The sequence below is a fragment of the Rahnella contaminans genome (genome assembly GCF_011065485.1).
Taxonomy (GTDB): domain Bacteria; phylum Pseudomonadota; class Gammaproteobacteria; order Enterobacterales; family Enterobacteriaceae; genus Rahnella; species Rahnella contaminans.
The window spans coordinates 872,506-886,030 of the sequence record NZ_JAADJS010000002.1; the positions used below are offsets into that span (position 1 = coordinate 872,506).

The following is a 13,525-nucleotide window of genomic DNA, read 5'->3' on the forward strand; positions in this document are numbered from 1 at the left end:
GGGAAATGTGAATATTCTTGGATTCTTTCAGCGTTTAGGCAGAGCACTTCAGCTGCCGATAGCCGTGCTACCTGTCGCTGCGTTACTGCTGCGTTTCGGTCAGCCTGATCTTCTTAATATGCCGTTCATCGCGCAAGCCGGTGGCGGAATCTTCGATAACCTGGCCCTGATTTTTGCTATTGGTGTGGCATCAAGCTGGTCTAAAGATAACGCGGGTGCTGCGGCACTGGCGGGTGGTATTGGTTATTTCATTCTGACCAAGGCGATGATTACCATCAACCCGGCCGTCAATATGGGCGTTCTGGCAGGTATCATCACCGGTCTGGTCGGCGGTATGGTTTACAACCGCTGGTCTGATATCAAACTTCCTGATTTCCTGAGCTTCTTCGGTGGGAAACGTTTTGTTCCTATCGCAACAGGCTTCTTCTGTCTGATTCTGGCCGCGATCTTCGGTTACGTCTGGCCTCCGGTGCAGGATGCAATCCGCGCCGGTGGTGAGTGGATCGTAGGCGCAGGCGCATTCGGTGCGGGTATCTTCGGTTTCGTAAACCGTCTGCTGATCCCAACCGGTCTGCATCAGGTTCTGAACACTATCGCATGGTTCCAGATTGGTGACTTCACCAACGCAGCAGGCACAGTATTCCACGGCGACATCAACCGCTTCTACGCGGGTGACGGCACCGCAGGGATGTTCATGTCCGGCTTCTTCCCAATCATGATGTTTGGTCTGCCAGGCGCAGCATGCGCAATGTACTTCGCCGCACCGAAAGAACGTCGTCCACTGGTGGGCGGTATGCTGGTCTCCGTTGCGGTGACTGCATTCCTGACCGGTGTGACCGAGCCGTTAGAATTCCTGTTCATGTTCCTTGCTCCGTTGTTGTATTTAGTCCACGCCATCCTGACCGGGATCAGCCTGTACGTTGCAACTGCGCTGGGTATTCATGCTGGCTTCTCCTTCTCTGCGGGTGCGATTGACTACGCGTTGATGTACAACCTGCCGGCGGCAAGTAAAAACGTCTGGATGTTGCTGGTGATGGGCGTTGTGTTCTTCGTCATCTACTTCGTACTGTTCAGCGTAATTATCCGCATGTTCAACCTGAAAACGCCGGGCCGTGAAGACGACGCCGACCATATCGGTGAACCGGAAGCGAACAGCAATACTGAAGAAGGTCTGAACCAGCTGGCCGTGAGCTACATCAGTGCGCTGGGCGGTTCTGATAACTTCAAAGGTATTGATGCCTGTATTACCCGCCTGCGTCTGAACGTGAAAGATGCTGGTACTGTTGATGATGCAGCCTGCAAACGTCTGGGTGCGTCCGGTATTGTTCGTCTGAACAAACAAAGCATTCAGGTTATCGTCGGTGCAAAAGCGGAATCTCTGGCTGATGCAATGAAGAAAGTGATGGCGCGTGGTCCGGTTGCGGCAGGCAGCGCAGCAGCCCCCGTGGTTGTGAAAGCGGCTCCGCAGGCTGTACCAAACAGCGTTAAAGCGGTCGTTGAAACGCTGGTGGCTCCGGTTACCGGTGACATCGTGGCGCTGGATCAGGTGCCAGACGAAGCCTTCGCCAGCAAAGCGGTAGGCGATGGTGTCGCGATTCGTCCGACGGAGAAAACAGTTGTCGCTCCGGCTGCGGGTACCGTGGTGAAAATCTTCAACACTAACCACGCGTTCTGCCTGGAAACCACTTCCGGTGCTGAAATCGTGGTGCACATGGGCATCGACACCGTTGCACTCAACGGCCAGGGCTTTACCCGCCTGGTTGAAGAAGGCGCAACGGTCACTGCCGGTCAGCCTGTACTGGAACTGGATCTGGCTTACCTGAACGCTAACGCGCGCTCAATGATTAGCCCGGTTGTGGTCAGCAACATCGATGATTACACCGGTGTGATTTCACTGGCCAGCGGTTCAGTCGTAGCCGGTCAGACCAAACTGTTTGAGATTCAGGGTAAATAATTTCCTGACGCTGATTCAGTTGAGTTAAGTCTTAGCGGGAAGAGAGCAATCTCTTCCCGCTTTTTATTGTTTACGGACACGCGGTATGCAGATAACCACGATTTTATGCAAGTAACGGTTGTTTCCCGACGTGGCTTGTTGGAACATAACAGGTTATCTGTAGAGTCAATGTTGCGTAGAGGAATTGCACAATGAGTGAGGCTGAAGCCCGCCCAACAAATTTTATCCGTCAGATTATTGATGAAGATCTGGCGACCGGGAAACACAATACCGTTCATACCCGTTTCCCGCCCGAGCCTAATGGTTATCTGCATATCGGCCATGCGAAGTCTATCTGCCTGAACTTCGGTATTGCGCAAGACTATCAGGGGCAGTGCAACCTGCGTTTTGACGATACCAACCCGGCAAAAGAAGACATCGAATTCGTTGAGTCGATCAAACACGACGTCCAGTGGTTAGGTTTCGACTGGAGCGGTGATATTCACTATTCTTCCGACTACTTCGATCAACTGCACGGCTACGCGCTGGAGCTGATCAACAAAGGTCTGGCTTACGTTGACGAATTGTCTCCGGATGAAATCCGCGAATACCGTGGCTCACTGACGTCTCCGGGCAAAAACAGCCCGTACCGCGATCGCAGCGTAGAAGAAAACATCGCGCTGTTCGAAAAAATGCGCAACGGTGAATTCGCTGAAGGCGCGGCGTGTCTGCGTGCAAAAATCGATATGGCTTCGCCATTCTTTGTGATGCGCGATCCGGTTATCTACCGTATTAAGTTTGCGGAACACCATCAGACTGGCAAAAAATGGTGCATCTACCCGATGTATGATTTCACCCACTGCATTTCCGATGCGCTGGAAGGGATCACCCATTCGTTGTGTACGCTGGAATTCCAGGACAACCGTCGTCTGTATGACTGGGTTCTCGATAACATCACCATCCCTTGCCACCCGCGTCAGTACGAGTTCTCCCGTCTGAATCTCGAATATTCCATCATGTCCAAGCGTAAGCTGAACCTGCTGGTGACGGATAAGATCGTCGAAGGCTGGGATGACCCGCGTATGCCGACCGTTTCCGGTCTGCGTCGCCGTGGTTACACTGCTGCGTCTATCCGTGAATTCTGTCGTCGTATCGGCGTGACCAAGCAAGATAACAATGTCGAAATGATGGCGCTGGAATCTTGTATCCGTGACGATCTGAACGAAAATGCGCCGCGCGCCATGGCTGTCATCAATCCGGTTAAAGTGATCATTGAGAACTTTACCGGTGAAGATGTGCAAATGGTGAAAATGCCTAATCATCCGAGCAAACCGGAGATGGGGACGCGCGAAGTGCCGTTCACCCGTGAGATTTATATCGATCAGGCTGATTTCCGCGAAGAAGCGAACAAGCAATACAAACGTCTGGTGCTGGGCAAAGAAGTTCGTCTGCGCAATGCGTATGTCATCAAAGCGGAACGCATTGAAAAAGATGCCGAAGGCAATGTGACGACGATCTTCTGTTCTTACGATATCGAAACGCTGAGCAAAGATCCGGCCGATGGCCGCAAGGTGAAAGGCGTGATCCACTGGGTTTCTGCGTCTGAAGGCAAACCGGCGGAATTCCGTCTGTATGACCGTCTGTTCAGCGTCGCGAATCCTGGCCAGGCAGAAGATTTCCTGACCACGATCAACCCGGAATCCCTGGTGATCGCGCACGGTTTCGTTGAGCCTTCTCTGGTGGCTGCACAGGCTGAAATCAGCCTGCAGTTTGAACGTGAAGGTTACTTCTGTGCTGACAGCCACTATTCCAGCGCTGAAAATCTGGTCTTCAACCGTACCGTTGGCCTGCGTGATACCTGGGAATCAAAACCCGTCGCGTAAGTCACCGATGAACGATTGTTAAACGCAGCTCCGGCTGCGTTTTTTTACGTCAGAAATTCACGGAATTTTCTTTTTCAGCGCGAATTAATGCATTTTTCATGTTTGCTTTTTAGGACTTTCCTTTCCGAATATCAGAGTGCTGAAACGTTTAAGTCAATACGGTTTTTACTTAATTATCTGTTTTAGTTATCGATTGTCAGAGTCCACTGATTTAAACCTTCGCATTCCTCGTTTGTTACACTTTTTCATCTTTATGTGCACTTTGTCATACTTCAGCTATCAGGGTTTAATTACCCATTGATAATTCGCGTCGCGAAAAATACTCTTAATCCTGCTTTATACGGTTACGCCTCTGGCGGCCGCTTTTAATACCCGTTTGGGTTTTGCACGTTTTTTTAGTCAAAATGAGGAATTTCTATGCACAAGCACCTTAACAGGGGCAGGGGATCGGCTTACCTGAAACCTGTGATGTACACGCTGGCTGGCACTTTGTTGGGCGGCGGAATGATGTTCCCTGAAGAGGCCAGAGCGGCTGGCTTTATTGATGATTCGACGCTGACCGGCGGTGTGTATTACTGGCAGCGCGAACGCGACCGCAAAGATTTGAACAAAACCAAAGAAGAAACCCGCCCTGACGGCACAAAAGTCACGGTGAATAACCCCGATTACGATAAATACGCCACCAACCTTTCGCACGCGACCGCCAACCTGAACCTTGATTTCTCTTCCGGCTATGCCTGGGACATGTTCGGTATCGACGTCGCCGCATTTACCGCGATCGAATTAGCCGAAGCCAGCGACAGCGGTCATCCGAACGAAATCGCGTTCTCCTCCAAAAACCATGCGTATGACGAAGACTATTCCGGCGATAAAGGTGGCGTCAGCCTCTACAAAGCGGCCGGTAAATTCAAATACGGCGGATTCTGGGGCCATGCTGGTTACATTCAGCCCACCGGACAAACGCTGATCGCCCCGCACTGGAGCTTTATGCCGGGTACCTATCGCGGTGCCGAAGCCGGGTATAAACATGATTTTGGCGATCCGGGCGAACTGAGTTTCTCCTACATGTGGGCAGATGAATACAAATCGCCGTGGCATCTGGAGATGGATGATTTCCGCCAGAACGACAAGAAAACCGGTGTTTCCTATATCCACTCGCTGGGTGCGAAATACGACTTCAAAAATGATCTCGTACTGGAAGCGGCATTCGGTCAGGCAGAAAGTTACGTCGATCAGTACTTCGCCAAAGCGTCGTACAAAATTGATCTGATGGGCAATCCGCTCACCACCAGCTACCAGTTCTATGGTGCGGAAGATCGTATCAGCAACCAGAACGATCCGAACAGCCTGTATGACGGTCTGGCCTGGTTGCAGGCACTGACTTTCGGTTACACCACCGGCCAGTTCAACTGGCGTCTGGAAGGGACGATGGTCAAAGCTGAGGGGAATCAGGGTTATTTTTTACAACGCATGACCCCGACGTATTCTTCTTCTAACGGACGTCTTGATGTGTGGTGGGACAACCGTTCTGACTTCAACGCCAACGGCGAAAAAGCGGTGTACGCAGGCGTACTTTACGATCTGGCGAAATGGGATCTGCCGGGCTTCGCAGTGGGCGGTTCTTATGTTTACGCGTGGGATGCCAAACCGAGTACCAATCCAATCTATGATCAGAGCCAGCGCCTGAAAGAAAGTGCCTGGAGCCTTGATGCGCTGTACACCATTCAGGAAGGGCGCGCGAAAGGTACGCTGTTCAAACTGCATTACACCCAGTACGACAACCACTCGGATATCCCGAGCTGGGGCGGCGGGTACGGCAACATTTTCCAGGATGAAAAAGACGTGAAATTCATCGTTATCGCTCCATTCACTATTTTCTGAGGTCGCTATGTCGATGAAAAAATTACTGATGATTGTGGTTTCCTCCGTTGTGCTGGCAGGTTGTGCGCCAACCGCGGATCAGGCTCAGATTTCTAAAACGCGTGAGGCATACAGCGCGTGTATTAATTCGGCAGAAGGCAATCCGGACAAACTGGCCTCCTGTCAGGTATTGCTGAACAAGCTCAAACAGGAAAAAGCCCACCAGAAATTTGCGGAACAGGAAACGGTTCGCGTGGTGGACTACCAGCGCTGTCTGACGGCGCGTAAGACCGGTGACGGGCAGGCGTATGCGGCGGATTGCGGCAAGATCTGGCAGGAAATCAAAGCCAGTAACGCACCTAATCCGGTTAACTAAAAGCAGGGATCTGAAACAAGCATCATCATAGAACGCAAAACCCCGGCTTGCCGGGGTTTTGCGTTTTAACTCTCATCCTGGAACACAGACATAAAAAAACCGCCTTTCAGCGGTTAATTTATTCGGACTGACCGTGCAGATTACTGCGCAGGTTTGTCATTGTGCAAAGATTCATCTTCGCGGCAATCGCCCGCTTCACAGTGTCCGTACAGATACAGACTGTGGTTGGTCAGTTTAATACCGTGTTTCTTCGCAATCTCACGCTGACGGCCTTCAATGTATTCGTCGCGGAATTCAATAACGCGGCCGCAATCAAGGCAGATCAGGTGATCATGATGATGTTGCTGAGTCAGTTCGAAAACAGACTTGCCGCCTTCGAAGTTATGACGGGTGACGATACCGGCATCATCAAACTGGTTAAGAACACGGTAAACCGTGGCCAGACCAATTTCTTCGCCCATATCAATCAGTTGCTTATAAAGATCTTCCGCACTAACGTGATGACCTTCCGGCGCTTGCAGCACTTCCAGGATTTTGAGGCGCGGAAGCGTGACTTTTAAGCCGGCTTTCTTCAGTGCGGTGTTGTTGTCAGTCATGCGGATTCAGTCCTGTTACTATGTGCTAATCAAGTTGAGGCATGCAGCCTGTGGCATCGGCGGCACAAAAATTTGTCGTTTAAGGATTCTTCGTTTAAGGGAAGTGTGCCGATTCTCAAAAACGTAGCCTGTTAATAAGGATCACAAAATGCCTGTCACATTCAATAATGCAACGACTTGATCGATAGAAAAAACAGATGAACTCAGTGTACCTTGATACCACCGAAAGTTACAATTTTGTAGCGGTTAAATTGTTAATTTCAGTAATAGTTTGGCCCTTCAATTGTAGAATAAATCCTCAGGGCCAACAGGGTTTTTAGCCAATAATTTCTGAAAGGCTCAGTTCTTCTGTGATCTGTTTGACCCATGCATCAACACGTTCGTTGGTCAGTTCCGGCTGACGATCTTCGTCAATTGCCAGCCCGATGAAGTGCTTATCATCAGCCAGACCTTTTGAAGCTTCGAAGTGATAGCCTTCAGTTGGCCAGTGACCCACGATCACCGCGCCGCGTGGCTCGATGATGTCACGCACAGTACCCAGCGCATCACAGAAGTATTCGGCATAGTCTTCCTGGTCGCCGCAGCCAAACAGCGCAACCAGCTTACCTTCGAAATCTATCTCTTCCAGCGTCGGGAAAAAGTCGTCCCAGTCACACTGCGCTTCACCGTAATACCAGGTTGGAATACCGATCAGCAAAATATCGAATTTTTCCAGATCCTCTTTGCTGCTCTTCGCAATGTCATGCACCTCTGCAACATCTTTACCCAATTGCTTCTGGATCATTTTCGCGATGTTTTCGGTGTTACCTGTATCGGATCCAAAGAAGATACCTACTACGGCCATAAGATTACCTAACCTCTTGTTCTTAATGAAGTGCTCTGCATTGCAGGCAATAATAACGCAGATGATAGCAAACTCGCGCGGCGGAGAATATGTTTCAGCTCGCCTTCTTAACTGGTGAATAAGTTTATCGGGCAATCTTTTTAAGTGTTATCGCCTTCGTGTGCTTTTAATAACCTCAAACTTATTGAGGGCAAAAGCAAAATTAAGAAATAATTCCCGCCACTCCTTAAGTTTGCCCGTTGAACGCCGATAGATGATGCGAGAGGAATCTCAACATAATAAAGAAATCGATGCCCGGAGAGGTGTTCAAACATGTCCGGGGGCAAACGCCTGCTGGCTACCTGTCTTGATTCTCCGCATCCCCGTCAATCCTCAGACCAGAAACAGTCCTGTTTCGAGAGAGGCATATCGTGCAGTTTTTAAAAAATATTACCATCAGGGCCGCATTATTAACGATTCTGGGCATTTTTTGCGTCATGTGGGCGAGTGTGTCTATTTACACCGTCACCTCCCTGAATACGCTGACTCAGAACACCCAAAACAGTACCGAACTGGTCAACAATATGGCGCTGATCAATAAAGGAAATGATCAGTACTTTCGTACCGTGACACGTTTAAGTCGTGCCGTGGGGCAGCTCCAGGCGGATCCGTCAAAAGGGCAGGAAATTTTTGATACGGCAAAACAGTCACTCGATGGTCTGTCACAGGCGCTGGCGAGTTTCAAAACGGCTCCGCATCCGGGATTAGATGAAGCGTCAGTTCAGGAACTGGTCTCCAGTTGGGAAAGTCTGGTCGCGCAAGGCGTTACGCCGTTATATTCAGCGGCCATCGGCAAAAATTTCGATGCCTATAATCAGCTGGCGAACGATACCGTTCCAGCGCTGAGCCGCAATTTTGGTGCCTCAATGACGAAAGTCAGCGGGCAAATTGCGGTCGATTTCGAGGCGGCGCAGACCAAATCAAACCATCTGACTTATTACAGCAAAGTTATTCTGCTGACGGCTTTTTCTCTCGGCCTGCTTATTTTGCTGCTGACCGACCGTTATCTGGTGATGGCACTGGTGAAACCGCTGGATAAAATCCGCGATCATTTCGCCGTAATTGCCAGCGGCGACCTGACGCATTATCTGGAAGAGTTCGGCAAAAACTGCGCGGGTAAACTGATCCCGTTGCTCAACGTTATGCAGTCCAGTCTGGAAAATACCGTTCAGACCATCCGCAACTGTACCAACCACATCTATCAGGGCGCGTCCGAAATCTCTGCCGGGAATAATGATTTGTCTTCCCGAACCGAAGAACAGGCATCTGCTCTGGAAGAAACGGCAGCCAGTATGGAAGAACTGACGGCAACGGTAAAACACAACGCAGACAACGCGCATCACGCGAGCCAGCTGGTGATGGAAGCGTCTTCTACCGCGCAAAAAGGCGGTAACATTGTGGCTGACGTCGTCAGCACCATGAAAGATATCTCCGGCAGCTCGAAGAAAATTGCAGAGATCACCTCGGTTATTAACAGCATTGCCTTCCAGACCAACATTCTGGCGCTGAATGCCGCGGTAGAAGCCGCGCGCGCAGGCGAACAGGGGCGTGGATTCGCGGTGGTTGCCAGTGAAGTCCGAAATCTGGCCCAGCGCAGTGCGCAGGCGGCGAAAGAAATCGAATCACTGATCAGTGAATCCGTTTCCCGCGTCGACAGCGGTTCAAAACTGGTGGAAAACGCCGGTCAGACAATGGACGAAGTGGTGCGTTCAATCACGCATGTCACGGATATTATGGCGGAAATCGCTTCGGCGTCTGATGAGCAAAGCAAAGGCATCAGCCAGGTTGCGGTAGCAGTCACACAAATGGACAGCGTAACGCAGCAGAACGCCGCACTGGTGGAACAGGCTTCACACGCGGCGGTTTCGCTGGAAGAGCAGGCTGCATTGCTGAACAACGCCGTCGCGACGTTCAAACTCAAAGACAGCATCACGAATGTCGGAAAACGACCCGCCAGCGTGGTTTCTCAGCCGTTGTTACGGCCTGCAACCGGTGTAATGACATCGAAAAGCAGTGCAAACTGGGAAACGTTCTGAGATGAGAGTTAAGGCGTAAAAGGAAAGAAAACAGGCGGATAACCGGGTGGTTATCCGCTTTTTTATCAGCCTTCCTGACCGTTAAGATGCGACAGCAACATCTCTTCAATCAGTTCGCTACGACTGATATTGCGTTCTTCTGCCAGCTTATTGAGGGTATCAACAGCATCGGCGTTCATTTTCAGCTCTACGCGACGCAGACCGCTCGCTTTATCGCGGCGTAACTGGTTGCGCTTGTTGATCCTGAGCTGTTCATCACGGGAAAGCGGATTAGTTTTTGGACGCCCCGGACGGCGGTCATCTGCGAACAGATCAATCGTCGTGCGATCCAGTTGTTCTTTTGCCATAGGTAGCGGTACAACCAGGGAAGTTTTTACATCGGAAAACGGCAAGCCGATTCCTGACGAGCGTTTCACACATTTCGGGCTAAGAAACCCTGACCCAATTTACCCCCCGTAACTCACTTCGAGTAAAACGGGGCGGCAAAATTATAGCGCGCAATCATACACTGGCGCGCCTGGGGTTCACAACGCCTGATTGCCCTGATTTCGCGTTAACTTTCGAAGTTGTGCAGACTTTTTGCACAATTTATCCCCAGGATGTTAAACCGACGGCGAATCGATGAAACGATGCACAGCGCGCAGGACGGCGTCGGGTTTTTCTGCGTGCACCCAATGACCGGCTCCGGCGACTACATAGGCTTTTGCCTGCGGGAACTGGCGGCCAATATCTTCGCGATACGCATCCTGCACATAAGGCGAATCCCCGCCACGGATGAACAGCGCCGGACGATCCCACGCCGGAACCTCTTCCCAGCCGACAATTTTGGCATACTCGTTCAGCAGAACCGGCACATTGAAGCGCCATTCTCCCTGCTGGAAGGATTTCAGCAGAAACTGAATCACCCCGTCTTCCTTTATATACTCACGCATACATTCGGTAGCGGAGGTACGGTCGCGCAATCCGGCCCCGGTGACGGCATTAATCGCAGCAAAAATCTCATCGTGACGGCGCACGTGATAATCCACTGGCGCGATATCAATGGCGATGAGCTTCTCAATTCTGTCGGGAATCAGCGCCGTCAGCGCCATAGCCGCTTTCCCGCCCATGGAATGGCCGATTACGATGAATTTTTGGAAACCGACTTCATCTAACGTTTCCATTAAATCCTGCGCCATCGCGGCGTAAGACATCTCCGGCGAACGCCCGGATTGCCCGTGATTACGCAAATCAACCTGCAACACTCTATGCTGTTGTTTCAGGTCGCGGGCGAGAACGCCCAGATTATCAAGGGTTCCGAACAGTCCGTGGATCAGGAGAACCGGCAGCGCATCGCTGCCAGCGACTTCAGGTTCTTGCAGGCGATAATGTAATTTCATGGCGAAGTTCATACAGATAAACAATCTCATTAGGTTATCATGAGTAGCGGATGATTTTTTTAAAACAGAAAGTTTCTGCCAGATGCCTGAGTGGGATTTGACAACGTGGAACAGAAGGCGAACGCAGCGAAAACGGGAAGTAATCTGCTTTTTGCTTAGCGACGCAATTCACCTGTTCGTAAACGCGTAGAAATTTGTATAATCCTTTTGAATGAATTTAGTAGAAAAAACAGTACTGGATAAAGATGAAAACTATTGAGGTTGACGAAGAACTCTACCGCTACATTGCCAGCCACACGCAAGCAATCGGTGAAAGTGCGTCTGATATTTTGCGCCGTATGTTGAAATTTACTGCTGGCCAGACCGCTCCTGCCGCGCCAGTAACATCCGCCGTTATTGCCGGGACCGTCGCACAGGAAAAACCTGTTGCCGCCGCCGCGCCGACGTCGCGTGATAAAGTCCGCGCCGTTCGCGAACTGTTACTGTCTGACGAATATGCAGAGCAGACCAAAGCGGTTAACCGCTTTATGCTGATCCTGTCGACCTTGTATTGCCTGAACCCAAAAGAATTTGCCGCTGCGACCGATTCACTTCATGGCCGCACGCGTACCTATTTTGCCGGCGACCAGCAAACCCTGCTGCAAAACGGCATTCATACCAAGCCTAAACACGTTCCCGGAACGCCGTATTGGGTTATTACTAACACCAACACAGGTCGCAAACGCAGCATGATCGAACACATCATGCAGCTCATGCAGTTCCCGGCGGAACTGACTGACAAAGTGTGCGGCACCCTCTAAATTTCAGCGTAAGGGAGAAGCGCCAGTGGCTAATCACCCCCGTGCAGGGCAACCTGCTCAGCAAAGCGATTTGATTAATGTGGCGCAGTTAACGTCACAGTATTACGTTCTGCAACCGGACCCGCAAAACCCGGCCCATGCCGTGAAATTCGGTACGTCCGGTCACCGCGGCAGTTCGTTGCGTCACAGCTTTAATGAAGCGCATATTCTGGCGATTGCGCAGGCGATTGCTGAAGTGCGTAAAGAGCAGGGCACAACCGGCCCGTGCTATGTGGGGAAAGACACCCACGCCCTGTCCGAACCGGCGTTTATCTCTGTGCTGGAAGTGCTGACGGCGAATGGCGTAGATGTCATTGTGCAGGAAAATAACGGTTTCACCCCGACTCCGGCGGTGTCTCACGCTATCCTGACGCACAATCTCAACGGCGGCGCGCTGGCGGATGGCATTGTCATCACGCCTTCGCACAACCCACCGGAAGATGGCGGTATCAAATACAACCCGACCAACGGCGGCCCGGCAGATACCAATCTGACCTCCGTGATTGAGAAACGCGCTAACGCATTGCTGGCGGCTAAGCTCGCAGGCGTCAAGCGTCAGTCTCTGGATCTGGCGTGGAAAAGTGGCCATCTGGTGGCGCAGGATCTGGTTCAGCCGTTTATTGAAGGGCTGACCGACATCGTCGATATGGCCGCGATTCAGAAAGCGGGCCTGAAACTCGGTGTGGATCCGCTCGGCGGTTCCGGTATCGAATACTGGAAGCGTATCGCAGAGCATTACAAACTGGATCTGACGCTGGTTAACGATGAAGTCGATCAGACTTTCCGCTTCATGCATCTCGACCACGACGGTGTGATCCGCATGGACTGCTCGTCTGAATCCGCAATGGCCGGCCTGCTGGCGCTGCGTGATAAATTCGATCTGGCCTTTGCAAACGACCCGGATTATGACCGCCACGGTATCGTGACGCCTGCCGGTCTGATGAACCCGAACCATTATCTGGCGGTGGCGATTCAGTACCTGTTCCAGCATCGTCCGCAGTGGGGCAAAGACGTCGCCGTTGGCAAAACGCTGGTTTCCAGTGCGATGGTCGACCGCGTTGTTGAAGACTTAGGCCGTAAACTGGTCGAAGTCCCGGTGGGTTTCAAATGGTTCGTGGATGGCCTGTTTGACGGCAGCTTCGGTTTTGGTGGCGAAGAAAGTGCAGGGGCTTCTTTCCTGCGTTTCAACGGCACACCGTGGTCTACCGACAAAGACGGGATCATCATGTGCCTGCTGGCCGCGGAAATCACCGCCGTGACCGGTAAAAACCCGCAGGAACATTACAACGAACTGGCTGCCCGTTTCGGCGCGCCAAGCTACAACCGTATTCAGGCACCTGCGACTCACGCGCAGAAAGCCGCGCTGTCTAAACTTTCTCCTGAACAGGTGAAAGCTGACACGCTGGCCGGTGACCCGATCACTGCCCGTCTGACCAACGCTCCGGGTAACGGCGCGTCAATCGGCGGCCTGAAAGTGATGACCAAAAACGGCTGGTTTGCGGCACGTCCGTCCGGTACAGAAGAAGCTTACAAAATCTATTGTGAAAGCTTCCTCGGTGCTGAACACCGCGAACAAATCGAGAAAGAAGCGGTAGAAATCGTCAGCAAGGTGCTGGCCGACGCGAAATAAGTCCCTTTCTTCATCTCATCAAAAGCGCTGATTATTCAGCGCTTTTTTTTTGCCTGCGTTTCAGACATAAAAAGATATATCTAAATGCATTTTTGGGCTTGCCAGTTTCT

The 13,525-nt window shown here is 51.4% G+C and carries 11 protein-coding genes; 7 read left to right on the plus strand and 4 right to left on the minus strand.

The window, feature by feature from the left end; genetic code table 11:
- Window positions 1-7 precede the first annotated feature (7 nt).
- The 4 genes from nagE to chiQ all read left to right on the plus strand — a co-directional run bounded on the left by nagE (window position 8) and on the right by chiQ (window position 6,052).
- The gene (gene nagE, locus GW579_RS13175; RefSeq protein WP_165059429.1) at window positions 8-1,954 is read left to right on the plus strand and encodes a PTS N-acetyl glucosamine transporter subunit IIABC; all 1,947 of its coding nucleotides are present in this window, start codon (window positions 8-10) and stop codon (window positions 1,952-1,954) included.
- Window positions 1,955-2,145: 191 nt separating this feature from the next.
- A complete protein-coding gene (gene glnS / locus GW579_RS13180; protein WP_152326456.1) occupies window positions 2,146-3,816 on the plus strand; it encodes a glutamine--tRNA ligase in 1,671 nt (556 codons plus the stop codon).
- Between the two features lie 468 nt (window positions 3,817-4,284).
- Window positions 4,285-5,697, plus strand: a complete 1,413-nt coding sequence (chiP, locus tag GW579_RS13185) for a chitoporin ChiP (RefSeq protein WP_165059726.1) — start codon at window positions 4,285-4,287, stop codon at window positions 5,695-5,697.
- A 13-nt stretch (window positions 5,698-5,710) separates the two neighbouring features.
- A complete protein-coding gene (gene chiQ / locus GW579_RS13190) occupies window positions 5,711-6,052 on the plus strand; it encodes a ChiQ/YbfN family lipoprotein (protein WP_165059728.1) in 342 nt (113 codons plus the stop codon).
- A gap of 140 nt (window positions 6,053-6,192) precedes the next feature.
- On the opposite strand, the gene fur is transcribed toward chiQ, so the two are convergent.
- Both fur and fldA read right to left on the minus strand, forming a co-directional pair.
- Window positions 6,193-6,648 carry a ferric iron uptake transcriptional regulator gene (fur, locus tag GW579_RS13195; RefSeq protein WP_152326459.1) on the minus strand — a complete coding sequence of 152 codons (456 nt, stop codon included), beginning with the start codon at window positions 6,646-6,648 and terminating at the stop codon, window positions 6,193-6,195.
- A gap of 316 nt (window positions 6,649-6,964) precedes the next feature.
- Entirely contained in the window at window positions 6,965-7,492 is a 528-nt protein-coding gene (fldA, locus tag GW579_RS13200) for a flavodoxin FldA (protein WP_095921178.1), read from the minus strand.
- Window positions 7,493-7,902: 410 nt separating this feature from the next.
- Between fldA and GW579_RS13205 the strand changes: the two genes are divergently transcribed.
- Window positions 7,903-9,567 (plus strand): methyl-accepting chemotaxis protein, encoded by a 1,665-nt coding sequence (locus tag GW579_RS13205; protein WP_165059431.1) that lies wholly within the window; start codon window positions 7,903-7,905, stop codon window positions 9,565-9,567.
- A 65-nt stretch (window positions 9,568-9,632) separates the two neighbouring features.
- Here the strand turns inward: GW579_RS13205 and ybfE are convergent, their stop codons facing one another.
- Entirely contained in the window at window positions 9,633-9,914 is a 282-nt protein-coding gene (ybfE, locus tag GW579_RS13210; protein WP_104924773.1) for a LexA regulated protein, read from the minus strand.
- Between the two features lie 255 nt (window positions 9,915-10,169).
- Window positions 10,170-10,958 carry an esterase gene (gene ybfF / locus GW579_RS13215; RefSeq protein ID WP_152326504.1) on the minus strand — a complete coding sequence of 263 codons (789 nt, stop codon included), beginning with the start codon at window positions 10,956-10,958 and terminating at the stop codon, window positions 10,170-10,172.
- A gap of 233 nt (window positions 10,959-11,191) precedes the next feature.
- On the opposite strand from ybfF, the gene seqA reads away from it, so the two are divergent.
- Both seqA and pgm read left to right on the plus strand, forming a co-directional pair.
- Window positions 11,192-11,746 (plus strand): replication initiation negative regulator SeqA, encoded by a 555-nt coding sequence (gene seqA / locus GW579_RS13220; protein ID WP_152326461.1) that lies wholly within the window; start codon window positions 11,192-11,194, stop codon window positions 11,744-11,746.
- A gap of 25 nt (window positions 11,747-11,771) precedes the next feature.
- On the plus strand, window positions 11,772-13,415 hold the full coding sequence (gene pgm, locus GW579_RS13225) for a phosphoglucomutase (alpha-D-glucose-1,6-bisphosphate-dependent) (RefSeq protein ID WP_165059433.1): 1,644 nt from the start codon (window positions 11,772-11,774) through the stop codon (window positions 13,413-13,415).
- Window positions 13,416-13,525 lie beyond the last annotated feature (110 nt).